We start from the raw sequence: 16,217 nt of genomic DNA on the forward strand, positions 1-16,217 counted from the left end.
AGGCCGATTCGATGCTCAGCCCCACCGCCCTGTTCAAATGCCTCGCCGATGAAACCCGTGCCCGCGCCACGCTGCTAATCGCCCGCGAAGGTGAGCTGTGCGTCTGCGAGCTGATGTGCGCGCTCGACCACAGCCAGCCAAAGATCTCCCGCCACCTGGCGCAACTGCGCAGCTGCGGCCTGTTGCTCGACCGCCGCCAGGGCCAGTGGGTGTACTACCGGCTTAACCCGCAACTGCCGGCCTGGGTCAACCAGGTATTGCTGTTGACCCTTGAAGCCAACGGCCAGTGGCTCAGCGCCGACAGCACCCGCCTCGACGGCATGGGTGATCGCCCTGCCCGCGCAACCTGCTGCTAAGGAGTCCGCCCCATGCGAATCCTGTTCATGTGCACCGCCAACAGCTGCCGCAGCATTCTGTGCGAAGCGCTGTTCAACCACCTGGCCCCGGCCGGTTTCGAAGCGCTCAGTGCCGGCAGCTTCCCCAAGGGCCAGGTGCATCCTCGCAGCCTGTCGACCTTGCAACGCGCCGGCATCGGTATCAGCGGCCTGACCAGCAAAGGCAACGACACCTTCGCCGACAACCCACCGGACATCGTCATCACCGTCTGCGACAACGCCGCTGGCGAAGCCTGCCCGCTGTACTTCGGCCCGGCACTGAAGAGCCACTGGGGGCTGGCGGACCCGTCCGAAATCCACGGCACAGACACCCAGCTCGATGCCGCCTTCGACGCCACCCTGGCGCGTATCGCGCTGCGCTGCACAACCTTCCTCGCCCTGCCCTTCGAGCGCCTGAGCCGCGATCAGCTGCAGGCTGAAATTGACCGCATCGGCACCTTGTAAAAGGACTCTCCCATGAATGATCAACTGCCCAATCTCGACCTCGACCTGATCCCTGCCAACGCCGCCCATGACGGGCACAAGCCGCGCATCCTGCTGCTTTACGGCTCGACCCGCGAACGCTCGTTCAGCCGCCTGCTGACTGAGGAAGCTGCGCGCCTGCTGGAGCACTTCGGCGCCGAAACCCGGATTTTCAACCCCAGCGGCCTGCCCCTGCCCGACGACGCGCCCGAGGACCATCCCAAGGTGGTCGAACTGCGCGACCTCATGCAATGGTCCGAAGGCCAGGTGTGGTGCTCGCCCGAGCGCCACGGCGCCATGTCGGCGGTGTTCAAGGCGCAGATCGACTGGGTGCCGCTGGCCATGGGCGCGGTGCGTCCGACCCAGGGTAAAACCCTGGCAGTGATGCAGGTGTGTGGTGGTTCGCAATCATTCAACGTGGTCAACCAGCTGCGGGTACTGGGGCGCTGGATGCGTATGTTCACCGTCCCCAACCAGTCCTCGGTGCCCAAGGCCTGGCTGGAATTCGACGGTAACGACCGGATGAAACCTTCGGCCTACTACGACCGCGTGGTCGACGTCATGGAAGAGCTGGTCAAGTTCACCCTGCTGCTGCGCGGGCGCAGCGAGCATTTGGTCGATCGCTACTCCGAGCGCAAGGAGTCGGCCGAGGCTTTGTCACAGCGGGTCGGCCAGCGTTCGATCTGAGCGCCTGACGATAGCCAGCGAATAATCGCACCGGCTGTCGTCATCCAGGCTTACCAGTTCCATGGCCAGTGCGAAGCGCTCGGTAATCCCCAGCTCATCCCCCAGCCCACGGAAAAACTCGCGCAGTACCGGCCACTGCAGCGCATCCTCGACGCCCAGCTCACAGGCGATGCGGTGGTAGCGGTCGGCGCCGGTGATGCGTATAAACACCTGCTCGGCGCCGAATTCGAGGATGTGCAGGCGGTATTCCGGACTGGAGGTAAAGATCGCCGCCACCACCAACCGGCCGAGGCCACGGGCGTCGCGCTCCAGTTGCACCTGGCTGGCCATGTGCCGCGCTGCCATGCGCCGGCCGAGGCGATAGAACATGCGCTCGGACAGGCGATTGATGTGCTCGCGGCCAAACATTTCCCCGGCCTGCTCCAGCATCAGGCCATAGAAGGCTCCGGTGATGTTCGACAGCGACTGGGCCATGCCGACCACGCTGTCGGGGAAAAACGCATGGACCAGCGCCTGCCAGTCCATATCCTCGGGGTAGCGGTCGTGCTCGCGCAGGGCGGCGGCTTGCAGGAAAGTCTCGGGAAGTCCTTTTCCGGGCGAATTCATTGCCACTGATCTCCATGAAATGGCCCCATGCATCCATTGCACAGGCGACCGATGAGTGTAGGCAAGCCTTGCTGGCGCTACCTCACCAACCGACGTCCGGCATGCTCACGGCCCATGACGAACTGCAGCAAGCGGTCCATCGGCAATGGCCGGCAGAACCAGAAGCCCTGACCCAGGCTACAGCCCTGGGCCTTGAGATAATCGAGCTGCTCGCGGGTTTCGATGCCCTCGGCCACTACCTGGATATCCAGGCTCTCGGCCAGCATCAGGTAGCCATTGACGATAGCCTGGTCGATCGGGTTGCTCTGCACCTCGCTGATGAACACCCGGTCGATTTTGAGCTTCTCGAACGGCAAGGCGCGCAAGGTGCTGGGCGATGAATAGCCGGTACCGAAGTCGTCGATCGACACCTGCACGCCCATGCCTTGCAAGCGCAAAACGTTCTGCCGGGCCTGCTCGATATCCTTGAGCGCGGCGGTTTCGGTCACTTCGATTTCCAGGCGGTTGGCCGCCAGGCCGCTGCGCTCGAGGACCGCCGCCAACTTGCTGACAAAATCGCACTGCATGAACGAGTAGCCACTCATGTTCACCGCCACCGGCACATCCAGCAGGCCGGCTTCGATCAGCGCCCGGTTGTCGGCGCAGGCACGGGTCACCACCCAGACATTGAGCGCCGACATCAGCCCGTTCTGCTCAGCCAGGGGGATGAACACCTCCGGCGATACCGGGCCGTTGGCGCCGTCGTTCCAGCGCAGCAAAGCCTCAAGGCCGGTGATCCGTTGCGGGTCGGCCAGCTCGAACTGCGGCTGGTAATGCAGCTGCAATTGCTCGGTCTCGATCGCCTGGCGCAGACGCTCCAGGCGCTGCTGCTCGCGCTGCTGGGTGATGCGCATGGCCGGGTTGAAACAAGCGATGCGATTGCCGCCGGCCTTCTTCGCCTGGTACATGGCAAAGTCGGCATCGATGATCAGTTGATCCGGCGCCGGCGCTTGCCCTTCCCGGCAATTGGCGCAGGTACTGACGCCAAGGCTTGCGCGCACAGCCAAGGCCATGCCGTCGATCCGCAGCGGCGCCTGCAGGCACTCGAACAGCCGTGTGGCCAGGCCCATGCCACCCTGTTCGGCAAACGGCTGACGCATCACCACCACGAACTCATCGCCGCCAACCCGGGCCAGCAACCCCGCACCGGTCAGGCACTGGCGAAAGCGCTCGGCGACGCCAACCAGCACCCGGTCACCGACGTAATGACCATGGTTGTCGTTGATGATTTTCAAGCCATCGAGGTCGATGAACACCAGCACCAGTTGCTGCACCTGCGCTTGCGCCAGGGCGATCTCCTGCTGCAGGCGCGTATGCAGGGCGCTGCGGTTCATGCAGTGGGTCAGGGTGTCATGGCTGGCCAGGTGGTTGATGCGCCGGTGCATCTGCAACTGTTCACTGATGTCATAGCACACCCCGATCAGCAGTTGCCGGCCACCCAGCAACAGCTCGCCGACACTTACGTGCAAATCGAACAAGGAGCCGTCCTTGCGCTTGCCGAGCAGCTCGCGTACCAGGCCGTTGAGTTTGCGCCCGCCGCCCGCACGGTAGGACGCCAGGCACTGATCATGGTGCTCGGCGTAGGCCCTGGGCATCAGCCGGGAAATATTCGCACCGGCAAGTTCGGCGAAGCTGTAGCCGAACAGCTTCTGCGCTGCGGCATTGATCGCCTGCACCCGCCCCCATTCATCGGTGATGACAATCGCATCGGCGGCGGCCTCGAAAATCGCGTAGGGAATGCTGGTCAGCTCGCGCTCGGCGTTGGCCGCAAGCTTGTCGAAATCCTCTCGGGTCATGATCGCGGCCTAGCGGTTGAAGCGGTCCACCAGCGCATACATTTCATGCGCCGTGTGTTCAAGCTCACGGCCGATGCTGGCGGAACTGGCGGCTATGTCGACGTTCTGCTCGGACACCTGGGCGATGGTGGTGATCTGCCGGCTGATGTCTTCGGCGACATGGGCCTGCTGCTCGGAGGCGGCGGCCATCTGTTCGGTCATCTGGTGGATATGCTCGACCGCCACGCCGATGCCTTCCAGGGCGTTCTGGGTGGCGATCACCTGATCGACACCGGCATGGGCCTCGTCACTGCCCTGGCGGGCGATATCCACCGCCTGGTTGGCGGCGCTGTGCAGCGACTGGATGATGGTCTGAATGGTTTCGGTCGACTCCTGGGTCTTGAACGCCAGCGCCCGCACCTCATCGGCGACCACGGCAAAACCACGACCCTGCTCGCCGGCCCGCGCCGCTTCAATGGCGGCGTTGAGCGCCAGCAGGTTGGTCTGGTCGGCGATCTGGCGGATCATGTTCGAGGCGATCTGGATCGACTGGGTCTCGTCGGCAAAATTTTCCACCGACTGGCTGATCTGGTTCACCGTGTCCTGCAGTTTCTCGATCACCAGGCGAGTCTTGCCGGCTTCTTCGGAGCCGACCCGGGTCAGCTGGTTGACGTCGTCGGCCTCACGGGCGGTGTCGTGGATGTGGGTCGAAACCTCGGAGATAGACGCCGCCATCTGGGTCATGGCGGTAGCGGCCATGTCGGTCTCGTCGCGCTGGCGCTGCAACGACGACTCGGAGGCCTGAGCCAGCTTGCCGCTTTCGCCGGCCATGGTTTCGGTCTTCTGCGCGTAGTCGCCGGAACGGCTGAGGGCGGTGCGCACCTTGGCCTGTTCGCTGATCAGCGACATCATCAACTGCGCCACGGCGCCGTGCTCGTCGGTGTAGGTGCGGGCAATCAGTTCGCTGTCGAAACTGTCGGCGGTGGCACGCCGGGCCAGGGCGAACTTGCGCTGCAGGTTCCAGTGCGCAGCCACCTGCATGCCAACAAAACCACAGGCCAGCACGGCCAGCGCCGCCCAGCTATCGAGGTACCACACGGCGGCAAGGCAAGGCACGCCAAGCGCCACCGGCGCCAGCGCCTGCTCTTTCACAGCCTTGGCCAGGTGCTTGAAGCTCCAGCTCTTTTTGCCCGTACGGATGCGCTGGTAAAGCGCGGCGGCACGCTCGATATCGGCACGCTGCGGCTTGACCCGCACCGACTCGTAGCCGACGACCGTCGCCCCCTCGAGGATCGGCGTGACATAGGCGCTGACCCAGTAATGATCGCCGTTGCGGCAGCGGTTCTTGACGATGCCCATCCAGCTCTTGCCGGCCTTGAGGTACGACCACATGTGGGCGAACACCGCTTCGGGCATGTCCGGATGGCGGACGATATTGTGCGGGCTGCCGATCAGCTCTTCACGGCTGAAGCCGCTGATGGCCACCAGCTCGTCGTTGCAGTAGGTCAGGTTGCCGTGCAGGTCGGTGGCAGAAATCAGCCGCTGTTGGTTCTGGAAGATGACTTCCTGCTGGGTGACCGGCAGATTGCTTCTCATGCGCTGGGTATCCGTTATTGCGAGATCAATCGGGTGTAATTACCCGCATTGTAGGTGTGGCAATTGGCCATACCTCATGAATAGAGCGGCTGTAGCTATAGCGATATGGAATACCTGGTTAATTTTGCTCGCCGGGCTGGTTGGCCAGGGTCAGGCATTCACGGAACAGCCGGCTGGCCGGGTCGAGGCTGCGATTGGCCGAGTAGAAGCAGCCGATGCTGCCAAAGCTCAGCGGCTTGCCAAGGTCGAAGGCCTTGAGCTTGCCGCCCTGGGCCAGTTGCTGGGTGGTTTGCAGGGGGAAGAAGCCGACGGTCTGTTGGTCCTGCATCAATTCGTAGTTGGTCAGGGCCGCGATCGACTCGATGACGTTGGCCGGCGGGCCCAGGTCCAGTTCCTCGAACAGGCGGTCGACGGTACGCCGCAACAGACCGCTGCGCGGCGGCAGAATCCACGGGAACGGATGCAGCTCGGCCAGGCTCAGCGGCCCGCCGCTGGTGTGCAGCGGGTGCTCGGCACCGGCGACGATGCACAATGCCTCTTCGCACAGCACATCGACTTTGAGCCGCGGCTCGTGCTCGTGCCAGCGCCAGTCATCGGGGATGCGCCCGACGACAATATCCAGCTCACCGGCCAACAGGCTTGAGAACAGCTGGTCCATGTGCCCGACCCGCACCGTCACCAGCACCCCCGGCGCGCTCTCCTTGAGCAGGCGCAGGGTATGCGGCAACAGCAAGGCCGATGACGAGGTCAGCGAGCCGACCATGACCTGGCCGGTGGTGCCGCTGTGGTAGGCATTGACCTCATCGGTGAGGCTGCGCAGTTCGGTGAGCATGGCATGGGCGCGGCGCACCACCACCCCGCCCAGCTCGGTGGCACGCACCCCGCGGTTGCCGCGCACCAGCAAGGCGGCGCCAAGGAAGGCTTCCATTTCGTGGATGATCTTGGTCACGGCCGGCTGGGTCAGGTTCAACGCCTGGGCCGCGCCCACCAGCGAGCCGCTACGCAGGACCTGGTCGAAGACCACCAATTGATAGAGTTTGAGTTTGCGCGCAACAGAGACAACGGTCGACTTCATGGGTAACACCGGATGATGATCGAGCGCCGTAAAAACAGCACTCAACCTAACGGGCGATTCCTTATTGTTTTATAAACTTTCACACCAGAACTTCGCAGCGTGGCGGGGAGAGTTGTTCATTCCTTTAAATTCAATATAGAGCCCGCAGGCGAGCAAAAAACTGATGCAGATCATCAATTTAGGCGAGAAAAACAGGTAGGGAGAGAGGGTGCGGCGGGGGTTATTTTCCGAGCATAACATACTTTCAGACATCGGCAAGGCAGCGGCTTCCTTGTTATTCCAAACAGCCTATAAAGCAGTCGATTAAAGTTGAAATAAAAATAACGAACACAACTATAACAACTTGGAATATCAGCAGAATTCAATATCGCTACTTGGCTCAACGATGGATTGGGCGCTTGACCCTGCCCTTGACACAGCCAAAAGCCCCCAGTAATTTTCTCACCCCCTCCTTTTCGGCTACCGCTGCCGTGCACCGCCCAGGCGTTAACTCGCGAAGCGGTCATACCGCTGCCGACACTTATACGGTCGCCCTCCCCTGGCGTACCTCTACTCCGATATCAAGTGCACAAGGATGATTCCATGATCATTCGTCAGGCTAACGCTGCCGACTACCCGCAACTGCTCGACCTCTGGCTGCGCTCCGTGCGCGCCACCCACCACTTCCTGCAAGCATCCGACATAGACGCGCTGCTGCCGCAACTGCGCGACGTCTACCTACCCGCGGTTGAGTTATGGGTTGCGGTAGATGCTGAAGACCGCCCGCTGGGCTTTATCGGGCTCAACGAAACCCACGTTGAGATGCTCTTCATTGATCCCGACCTGCGTGGGCAAGGCATTGGCCGAGCGCTACTGGATTACGCGCATGATTCGCGGGATACCCTGAGCGTTGACGTAAACGAGCAAAATCCCCAGGCGGTGGGGTTTTATCTGCATTACGGCTTTGTTCAGACTGGCCGTTCCCCGCTGGATGGCGAAGGCCGGCCGTTCCCGTTGCTGCACATGAGTTTGCCGACTGCAACGGCCTGAAACGGTCCTGGGTTCTGTACGAAAACTGCAAGCAGGCGTTGGGTTAGTGCGCCAGTGACGGTTGGGTAGCGACCGAGACGGTGAAGATCAAGACAAACAGCACAAGGAGTACCCAGAACACCACCACGATTGTCAGCATGACAACCTTCAGGCTTTGATAAAGCCAGCGCAACCAATGACCTTCGGGTCTTGCTGCTGAGCAGGTTCTGAGTACGCCCTTCAAATAGAAGCCGAGCAGGGCCAACAGTGCGCCATCAATCAACAGCGCGGGCAGCCCGGCTACGGGAAAAATACTTTCCCAGCGATAGAATGGCGAGCGGCTCAGGAACACCACATAACACGTGAGGCTGCCGTAGGGGATGGCTCGCCATCCTTTACCGGCCAGCGCCCCGACCATCAGACACATAACCACCATGAACGGATTGAGGAGAATATCGATCATCCATTCCAGTACGCTGGGGAAGTAGCCTGGGGAATGGATGCTGCGCCAGATGTGTTCGAACAATGTTCAGGCTCCTGCCTTTTATGGACCTTGCGCTGCACGGTATCGGCGCATTGTCGGGTTACATGAGTCCTGTTCAGGGGCTGTACGAAACGCCTCTCGTCCTAGACTGCTTACGAGCGAACACTCGGCACTCTTGGTAGACTAACGCACCCCTGTTGTTGCTTCGCGCCGGCAAGCTGTAACAAACCGCGCAAAGCAAAACACCCCTGAATGGCTGCAAATGCGTCGTAGAACATGCCCCTAGAATCCGCCTCAACCCCAGTAAACCCGCGCCCTGAGCCGTCCCGCCGGTTCAGCGTTGCGCCCATGATGGATTGGACACACTCTCTCTGAATCCCTTTATATACAGGGACTTTAACTACCAACATCGTAACCCGTACCAATTTTGTACCATCCGAGCATGATTTCCAGCATGCTTCGCTGAGCCCGCTCACTTTTAAAACCCTGATCATGTCACTCGTCTGATGGATGCCTAACCATGGCGCCATCCATTGATACCCCCGGAAGGGCCTGAGGCGCTTCGCGCAGCGTATTCCCAACCCAACGATGCGCAGGTAGAGTGTCGAGCACCCGTCATGCCCGGAAAGCAAGAAATGGAAATCAAGATCCTTGGAACAGCGAAAGACCTACGCACCCAAACACCGGTAATTTATGCGCAGTGCGATATCCCTAATTATTTGGCTCTTGTCGGCGAGGATTTTGCTTCGTTTTCAATCCAACGGAAGCGGGAAAAGTTCACCGCTTACACTCGACTTAAAGCAGACATTATAAACGGCACTCTTCTGCCGACCATCACTCTTGCGCTTCCAATCGAAAAATCTGAACTTGCGAGTGAAGCTGTCAAAACAGACAATCTAGGCGAAATCAAGAAGATGGTGCAGGAATCTGCCCCACTCAATATCTTAGATGGACTGCAACGCACTTTCATTCTAAAAGAAATTCTAGAGAGCGGCCATAACTTCCCTCCCGAACAACTGATCCACTTGGAAATACGCGCAGAGCCAGACCTTGATCACTTGATTTATAGAATCATTGTTTTAAACGCAGGACAAAAACCCATGTCGATGAGGCATCAGATTGAGATTCTATCTCTCAGCCTACGTAAGACGTTGATCAAAGAAATCGACCGTTTGGAACTCGTACCGGAAGTCGACGGAGGCCGAAGAACTCGGGCTCGACGCTATTCACTTGACAAAGTTTCAAGTGGGTATCATGCATACTTATTGAAGTCACCCGAAGTAGACAAACAGAACGTCGTTGCACAAAGACTAAGTGAACAAGCCGTTTTACAGCAAGACGTCGAACAATTTGGTATCCAGTTTAGTGAATTTGTAGAATTTTTCAGACTCTATTGCGAGTTGGATGATGCTGTTGAAGGTACTATCCCTGCAGGTGACACCCTCTCCGCCACTAACTGGCTAGGCAATGAAAATACGCTCAATGCTTTTTTCGCCGCTGTCGCCGATTTTGGCTCTACTCCGGCTCGTAAAGAGAGGATTAAAAAAGCCCTTGGAACCCTGACCCGCTCAATCGAAGTCAGTCGATCGGAAGAAACCTTGGGACTTGATCTGTTCCAGCAAATCATAGCAGGCTTCCCAAGCCGCAAAACAAATATCGGGTATGCAACGCGAAAGCTAATCTTCGTAGCTCTGAAAGAATTTTTCAGGGATGAGGGCGAAACACCATTGCGAGATATATGGGAGCGCGAGGCCGAATAAATGAACTACAGGGAAGTCAACGAACAATTCAGCTTCGATGATCTGAGAATCGATCCCAGCCTTAATTTGACCGAGGCCTATGGACAATGCTCAATCAACGGTTATATTGCGATACCTGTATATCATTTGTCACCCCGATACCAAACCAATGAAACATTCACAATCAAGCTCAGCCATCACCATAACCATGACTGCGTATTGATTACGTGCAAAGGGATGCCGTTCACCTACGGTGCGGCATCAGCAACCTCTGTAGCAGCCTTTTTGCGGGACGCAAATACAGAAGACATATATAACTCCCACTATACGGACTACGCTTTCAAACACGATTACGTTGTAGTTAGAGACTCCAGCTATGCCCTCTATCACTCTCTCTACAAAGAAACAAGCTCAATATGGGGAGCCTTTTCTCACCAGAGAAATCTACCCCAGCACGAAAAACTGACGAACGCATTTACAGTTGAAGCTTATTCTGACTTATGCATACCAACTGAAGATCACAAGCTGTCAACTCTAAGAACGATCCATGAATCTACTGCCCTCGGACACTACCTATCTCTGTACCATCTTATCGAACTAAGTTTCGACTTAGACTTGCTACAAGATTTAGTAGCATTGGGAACAGACCTCAGGGGATTTGGAAAGCTCATCGCGACGTACAATAATGCCGAGCTGCAGAAACTTATAAGAATTGTAAAAAAATACTGGTCCGAAGAGGCATCGCTTGAGCACCACTTGCGCGACTTTTTTAGCCACTCGCCATTTGACAATACAATCGACGAAATGCTTTACGACTATGACAAAGATGGATTCCCCTGGTCTTTCAAGGATCAACCAGCAAAACGAGTCCAGTTCGCGGCACATGTAAAGCACTCCTTTACAAAAGCGAGCGTAGATGGCGCAAAATTTGGGTGGACCCTCGAAAATTTACAAAGGGCTGTTGCGTACATCATCTACCGATTCCGCTGTGCAATTGCGCATGCATCTATCGGCGAACACATTTTAACAATCCAAGATTCTGCCTTAATAACGACGAAGGCTACGCCTCTCCTCATGGGATTGATTAGTCAAATGTATAAAAAAACGCCATAGCTCTGTCAGCCTGATACTCGCGGAGCGCCCCACTCCCGATTGTGCTGGACTATTAACGTAAAAAAGCGCCCAAGCCCCATATCTAAAGGGCTTGGGCGCTTTTTTTACATCTGTTGGCGAAACGCCTAAACGGCATAGAGGGGCATAGAATGGCACTCAGTTTGCCCCATTTTTGCCCCATAGACTTCGATCAGAACAACTGTCCAAGACCTGCCGGCTGCCAGTTCATGATAACAAGTTCGCCAGCGGTATCGGCCTTACCTAGCCGCTGATTGACTGTGGTGTAACGGACTTCTAACGTTTCGAAATGAAAGCCCTCGAAGACCCGCCGAATGTCCGGATGGTCGTTGATGCTAACCATCACCTTGCCCTTGCAGCGCCTCATGAATTCAGCCATTCGCTCGTAGTTGTCGAACGGAAAGTCGACCCCGTACCCGGCGGTCTGCCAGTACGGCGGATCCATGTAGTGGAAGGTGTGCGCTCGATCGTAGCGCTCGGCGCATTCCAGCCAGGAGAGGTTCTCCACATAGGTACCGGCCAGCCGCTGCCACGCGGCCGACAGGTTCTCCTCGATCCGCAGCAGGTTGATGGCCGGACCGGTTGTCGCGGTACCGAATGTCTGGCCCGTGACCTTGCCGCCAAAGGCATGCTGCTGCAGGTAAAAGAACCGGGCAGCACGCTGGATATCGGTGAGGGTTTCGGGCCGGGTCATCTTCTGCCATTCGAAAATCTGGCGCGAGCTGAGCGCCCATTTGAACTGGCGGACGAATTCTTCCAGGTGGTTCTGCACCACCCGGTAGAGCGTCACCAGGTCGCCGTTGAGGTCGTTGAGCACCTCCACCGGCGCGGGCTGCGGCCGCATGAAGAACAGCGCAGCACCACCAGCGAAGACCTCGACGTAGCATTCGTGAGGGGGGAAGAGTGGGATAAGGCGGTCGGCCAGGCGGCGCTTGCCGCCCATCCAGGGAATGATTGGAGTGGTCATTTGATAGCAAGTCTTTACTGTATGAATAAACAGGTGTTAGGCTCGCCGCGCTTTGTGCACGGAGCAGGAGCCTCGGCTGGACTTGCAGGAAGGGTCTGCGGGTTCGGTGGGCCAGCTGGATGTTGACGCATCCTGCTGGCCCGCTCCTTTTCACTTCAGCGCGTGATAGCGCGCACGTAGGCCTGACAAGCCTTGAGGGCGATCAATCCTTTGTCGCCTCGGTCGGAGATGCTGATAATTCGTTGAGCATGTCTTGGGTCAAGGTTGGCTCGAATGGCTCCATGAACCACGCCGGTGCCGCTGGTGGTGGCTGGCACCCCACAGTCACCACCCTGGGTGGCGTCGAGTAGGACTGACAACCGCAGATCAGCAGTAGCAAGGCGGTCACGCAAGCGAGCCTGAGTCTGTTGGGCATCGAACAGCTCCTGGTAGTGGGTTTGATCATTCGCCTGCAGGCGATCCTCCAGGGCCCGGCGCTGGGTCTGCTCCTGGCCGAGCCGATTGATCGCGGCGGTCGCGGCGTCTTCTCGCTCCTTCTGATGGCCAGCGTCCTTCAGGGCCAGCGCCTTCTCGTAGCTGTTTGCCTGCCAGATCCAGGCAGCACCGCCGCCCAGGGCAACCCCGAACAGCAGTGCCAGCACCGGCAGTTGCCAATTCAGGCCCTTCACTGCAGCACCTTCAAGGCGCGCTCATACAGCTCTTCGCGATCCTCCAGACCGTTGGTACCGCCGTTGATTTTCTTGGTGATGGCGAGAAAGTCGCCCTTGTCGGCCAGGGAGTTGAGCCCCGCCCGTTGCCAGTACCAGCCCGCCGACATCGCGGCATAGACCGGCTGCTCGAGCAGCTCAGGCGTGTTGAGCAATCGGCTGTCGCCGAACAGGGCTTCGCTGCAGGCCTGGTAGTTGGCACGCCCGGTAACCTGAATCAGCCCACGGCCGCGATACTTCTGGCCGTCGCCGTCAGCCTCTGGTGTGTTGCCCAGGCGCTGGGCCAGTCTGCCGGTGTCGTACTTCGCCAGGTAGGTGTCACCACCCAGCTCACGGACGTATCGCAACTGGCCGGACTCGTGGCCGATCTGGGCAATGAATGCGGCCATACGTAGGCGCGTGATGATGGCGTACTTGCCCATGGTGGCATTGAGGCCAGGAACAAAAACGCCAGCTTGTTTGCCGGCGTTGGGGAGGATCTGCAGCAGTTGCGGTGCGGTGATAGCCATCAGGAAATATCCTTGAAAAAATTGATTTCGAAGGTGAGGCCCGCCCACTGGCGGGAGAGGTCACTGGTGTAGTCCTCTGCCCAGTCTTTGGGCTCCCCCTTGAACCCCAGCTGCACAACCACTGCGCGTTTTGCGGACCACTGCCGCACGCCATAAAAGCCGTAGTAGCGACGGCCAGTGACTTTGTGCGTAGCCAGGAGCAAACGAGCACCGCCCTGCCCTGGGCGATCCTCGACGTTTTCGTCACCCCAGTAGCGGTAATCACACTCCGTTACGGGGCAACCGAGTAACGGGGTAAAGCGCATGTTGTTGGCCGGGTTGCGCAGAGCCAGCCACCAGAGCATCGAAAACCAATGCTCGGCGCCCAAGCCAAAGGGGGCATTCAGGTGCCACCAGCCGCGCTTATCGCCCCGGGCGCCGTCCCGGTCGTTCGACCAGAGCCAGGCCCAGGCCGGCAACTTGACCAGGCGCCAACAGCCGGGCGCCTGGGTGAACGGCACCGGTGGCCCCTCAGCCCGAGCAAACGGCAGCGCAAGGGGCACCACCAACACCCCCAGCAGAATCAGCACTACACGGACAGGGAACAACAGCAGCCATTGCAGGGCCGCCCGGAATAGGTGTTTGAACATGGAAACCTCGGATTACAGGAAAGAAAAAGCCCCGACAGTGCGGGGCTCTATTGGACTTGCTCGGCGATCCACGGCGGCGCCACGGGCCGGTGTTCGGCGTCGGGGAACTGCTCGGTTTGCGGCCACTCGCGCAGCTGCTGCATGTAGCCCAGCAGCTCGCTGAATTGCTGCGCTGATAGGGTCGGCTCGCGCTGCAGGTCCTGCTCGTCGCGGTGACGGTTGCGCAGCCACTCGACGCCGGCCAGTTGCGCATTACGCCAGTCCCGCTGCTCAGTGGCGGCCAGCCCTTCGATCGGTCGAAACTCCACCGCGCCGTCAACGAAATAGCACTGCAGGCCGCGCGGGGCCTCCAGGCTCTGATCAAACAGCCGCTTACTGACGGGAATCGCCTCAGGCGGTACCTCGCGATTAACCACGGCGTCGAGGCGACCCATTAGGCGGCCGGCGCCATCCACTACAAACCAATAACGATCAGACACTCTCAGTTCCCCCAAGCCCAGTAGTAGCCATAACCTGCACCGCTCAGCGAACCGCCGACCGACCACAGAAACGCATTGCGCCCGATCACCTGCACCACATGCCCCAAGCTGTTGGTGTGCCCGCCAGTGGTCTGCGCCTCAATCGACATCGTCATGCCGAAAACATTGTTCGGAAACGGAATGGTGAAAGGCCGATAGTCGGTAACGCTTTGCGACTCGTACACGTAACCCCATTGGAAAATGAAGCCGCCGAGCCAGTACGGCAGCGCGATATAGCCGTTTTGCGTCAGGCTGTAGGCGACCCCGAAGCGTAGTTTCTTCGGCGTCACGATCAGCGTGTCATCGATGCCGGCGTTCACTTCGGCTTGCGTACCGATCCGCGCAAGCCCGGCCAGCGCTTCGGTTGCTTGCTTCACCGTGCGCACCACAAAGCGCGCCAAGCCCCCCACGCTGACCCATTTGCTCGACGAAACCCCCTCGTCAATGTCCGCCTCAGAGGCCTGCATGCTGAAGTCGACAATCTGACGAACTACACCGGGATCTCCCGCCGGGGTGCCCGCTGCCCACTTGCGCACCACCGCGCCGCCGGCCGTAGCCACCAGTGCAACCGAACCTTTCGACGGATCATGCCGAACCCATTTCGACCCGTCGTAATACGCATTTTGTGCCACTGCCGATTCATCACCGGAGGTCAGGAACGCAAATTGCCCGCCGTGAATATCAAGGCTGCCGGCCGCCAACGGGTTGCGGTTCGGAATGGCGTCGGTAATCCCGTAGCCCCCGAGGGTGGTTGCCCGGTTGGCCTTGGTGGCCAGCTGGTTGATCATCGTCGCGGCAAAGTTCGGGTCATTACCCAGGGCAGCGGCCAGCTCATCAAGCTTGTCCAGTGCACCGGGCGCCGAGCCCACCAGGTCAGCAACCGCCGTGGCAATGCGCTGCTGGGTTTCCGTCTTGGTGTAAACGTCGGTAATGCCATGGTCAACCACTTTTGCCGGCAACTGCTTGAGGTAGCTGAACAGGATGTTCGAGGTATCCAGAATCGGCGAGGCGGTGGCCCACGCAATCGGGTTAGGCCCGGCCGGCGCCCGGCGAATAAGCACCCCGCCATTGGTTGCCGTCACACAGATGGCTGCCGCACTCTCGTTATGGCGGAGCCAATCCGTACCGTTCCAATAGCAGTTTTGCCCCATCGACGTTTCATATGGTGAAGTCACGAAGGCATAGGGCGCGCCATGAATATCGATACTGCCACCCGGCAACGGGTTGACGTTCTTGAGCGCATCGGTGATGCCATGGCCCGCCAGGGTGGTCGGGTTGCTCCCGCCGACTACACGGCCCAGCACATCTACATCCACCTGGCGATAGCTGCCAGCTGCCACGCCGGTTTTCCCAACCACGCGTACAAAGGTCAGCCCGGTGGCACCCAGAACGGGTGGAACTGTATTAGCCAGCTGCCAAATAGAGCCCGCATTGACGGTGCCAGCCTGAACACCAATCAAATGTCCTGGCGTGCATTCAATGCTCTCGTTTGCATCAAGCGCGCGCTCCCACGCGCCAGGCGCCACGGTGTAGATCCAGTTTTGCGCCGCGTTGGCCTGATCCTTCACCAGCACCCGGTCACCGGCCACAACGGCCACACCGTCAATGCTCTGCAGACCGGACAGGGCAATAGGGCCCGTGGTCGCGCAGCGCACCGAGCGCTTCATATCGCTGGCCGCAAGGCTCTGGATGGCCTTCAGTAACTGGCTCACGTCACTTTCGCTAGGCGCCAGTCCGGCCGCCGTGATCACGTTAAGAATCTCTTGGGTGACCGAGTTGCCCCAGGCAGCGGGGATCAGCGAGCCCATGGTGCCGAGGGACGGGTCTTCATCAACAAACCGACCATTTACCAGGCCGGCGCCGGGGGTTGTTTTGGGAAAGTCCATTAGC

General features: G+C 59.2%; 16 protein-coding genes and 2 pseudogenes. 6 read left to right on the forward strand and 12 right to left on the reverse strand.

All coding sequences use genetic code 11. The features are described 5' to 3' along the window. The first annotated feature begins 11 nt into the window (after positions 1 to 11). From LOY34_RS18220 to arsH, 3 genes are read left to right on the forward strand one after another with little or no spacing between them, the layout of a single operon-like run. Complete coding sequence (locus tag LOY34_RS18220) at positions 12 to 356, forward strand: metalloregulator ArsR/SmtB family transcription factor (RefSeq protein ID WP_195884665.1); 345 nt, start codon at positions 12 to 14, stop codon at positions 354 to 356. A gap of 12 nt (positions 357 to 368) precedes the next feature. Then, on the forward strand, positions 369 to 839 hold the full coding sequence (locus LOY34_RS18225) for an arsenate reductase ArsC (RefSeq protein ID WP_045194831.1): 471 nt from the start codon (positions 369 to 371) through the stop codon (positions 837 to 839). Positions 840 to 851: 12 nt separating this feature from the next. Beyond that, a complete protein-coding gene (gene arsH / locus LOY34_RS18230; protein WP_195884667.1) occupies positions 852 to 1,544 on the forward strand; it encodes an arsenical resistance protein ArsH in 693 nt (230 codons plus the stop codon). Here the strand turns inward: arsH and LOY34_RS18235 are convergent. From LOY34_RS18235 to LOY34_RS18250, 5 genes and pseudogenes are all read right to left on the reverse strand, one after another. Further along, the gene (locus tag LOY34_RS18235) at positions 1,515 to 2,150 is read right to left on the reverse strand and encodes a hypothetical protein (RefSeq protein ID WP_258663795.1); all 636 of its coding nucleotides are present in this window, start codon (positions 2,148 to 2,150) and stop codon (positions 1,515 to 1,517) included. The two genes, arsH and LOY34_RS18235, sit on opposite strands and share 30 nt — an antisense overlap. A 77-nt stretch (positions 2,151 to 2,227) precedes the next feature. Next, positions 2,228 to 3,985, reverse strand: a complete 1,758-nt coding sequence (locus tag LOY34_RS18240; RefSeq protein WP_195884669.1) for a bifunctional diguanylate cyclase/phosphodiesterase — start codon at positions 3,983 to 3,985, stop codon at positions 2,228 to 2,230. A gap of 9 nt (positions 3,986 to 3,994) precedes the next feature. Next, a pseudogene (locus LOY34_RS27570) lies at positions 3,995 to 4,942 on the reverse strand (methyl-accepting chemotaxis protein); the annotation flags it as partial. A gap of 357 nt (positions 4,943 to 5,299) precedes the next feature. Continuing rightward, positions 5,300 to 5,560, reverse strand: a pseudogene (locus LOY34_RS27575) (PAS domain S-box protein); the annotation flags it as partial. Between the two features lie 118 nt (positions 5,561 to 5,678). Next, positions 5,679 to 6,635 carry a LysR family transcriptional regulator gene (locus LOY34_RS18250; RefSeq protein ID WP_195884670.1) on the reverse strand — a complete coding sequence of 319 codons (957 nt, stop codon included), beginning with the start codon at positions 6,633 to 6,635 and terminating at the stop codon, positions 5,679 to 5,681. Positions 6,636 to 7,217: 582 nt separating this feature from the next. Here LOY34_RS18250 and LOY34_RS18255 point away from each other — a divergent pair. Continuing rightward, positions 7,218 to 7,664, forward strand: a complete 447-nt coding sequence (locus LOY34_RS18255) for an acetyltransferase (RefSeq protein WP_195884671.1) — start codon at positions 7,218 to 7,220, stop codon at positions 7,662 to 7,664. 43 nt (positions 7,665 to 7,707) lie between these two features. Here LOY34_RS18255 and LOY34_RS18260 read toward each other — a convergent pair whose 3' ends face one another. Next, positions 7,708 to 8,169, reverse strand: a complete 462-nt coding sequence (locus tag LOY34_RS18260) for a hypothetical protein (RefSeq protein WP_195884672.1) — start codon at positions 8,167 to 8,169, stop codon at positions 7,708 to 7,710. Between the two features lie 593 nt (positions 8,170 to 8,762). On the opposite strand from LOY34_RS18260, the gene LOY34_RS18265 reads away from it, so the two are divergent. Together LOY34_RS18265 and LOY34_RS18270 are read left to right on the forward strand one after the other, a co-directional pair. Further along, positions 8,763 to 9,887, forward strand: coding sequence for a hypothetical protein (locus LOY34_RS18265; protein WP_258663798.1), 1,125 nt, complete (start codon positions 8,763 to 8,765; stop codon positions 9,885 to 9,887). Continuing rightward, a complete protein-coding gene (locus LOY34_RS18270) occupies positions 9,888 to 10,979 on the forward strand; it encodes a hypothetical protein (protein ID WP_258663800.1) in 1,092 nt (363 codons plus the stop codon). It abuts the gene before it with no gap. Positions 10,980 to 11,169: 190 nt separating this feature from the next. Here LOY34_RS18270 and LOY34_RS18275 read toward each other — a convergent pair whose 3' ends face one another. From LOY34_RS18275 to LOY34_RS18300, 6 genes are all read right to left on the reverse strand, one after another. Further along, the gene (locus tag LOY34_RS18275; RefSeq protein WP_258663802.1) at positions 11,170 to 11,964 is read right to left on the reverse strand and encodes a DNA adenine methylase; all 795 of its coding nucleotides are present in this window, start codon (positions 11,962 to 11,964) and stop codon (positions 11,170 to 11,172) included. Positions 11,965 to 12,119: 155 nt separating this feature from the next. Then, positions 12,120 to 12,632: a lysis protein gene (locus LOY34_RS18280; protein WP_258663804.1), complete on the reverse strand. Its 513-nt coding sequence runs from the start codon at positions 12,630 to 12,632 to the stop codon at positions 12,120 to 12,122. Further along, positions 12,629 to 13,180 carry a glycoside hydrolase family 19 protein gene (locus LOY34_RS18285; protein ID WP_258663806.1) on the reverse strand — a complete coding sequence of 184 codons (552 nt, stop codon included), beginning with the start codon at positions 13,178 to 13,180 and terminating at the stop codon, positions 12,629 to 12,631. Before LOY34_RS18285 ends, LOY34_RS18280 begins: the two co-directional genes overlap by 4 nt. Beyond that, positions 13,180 to 13,809 (reverse strand): hypothetical protein, encoded by a 630-nt coding sequence (locus tag LOY34_RS18290; RefSeq protein WP_258663807.1) that lies wholly within the window; start codon positions 13,807 to 13,809, stop codon positions 13,180 to 13,182. The genes LOY34_RS18285 and LOY34_RS18290 overlap by 1 nt, the downstream gene beginning before the upstream one ends. Positions 13,810 to 13,856: 47 nt before the next feature. Continuing rightward, entirely contained in the window at positions 13,857 to 14,243 is a 387-nt protein-coding gene (locus tag LOY34_RS18295) for a phage tail assembly chaperone (RefSeq protein WP_258663809.1), read from the reverse strand. A gap of 47 nt (positions 14,244 to 14,290) precedes the next feature. Beyond that, positions 14,291 to 16,213 (reverse strand): hypothetical protein, encoded by a 1,923-nt coding sequence (locus tag LOY34_RS18300; RefSeq protein ID WP_258663811.1) that lies wholly within the window; start codon positions 16,211 to 16,213, stop codon positions 14,291 to 14,293. Between the last annotated feature and the right edge of the window lie 4 nt (positions 16,214 to 16,217).

Origin of the sequence: Pseudomonas sp. B21-009, assembly GCF_024749345.1 — a bacterium.
GTDB lineage: Bacteria > Pseudomonadota > Gammaproteobacteria > Pseudomonadales > Pseudomonadaceae > Aquipseudomonas.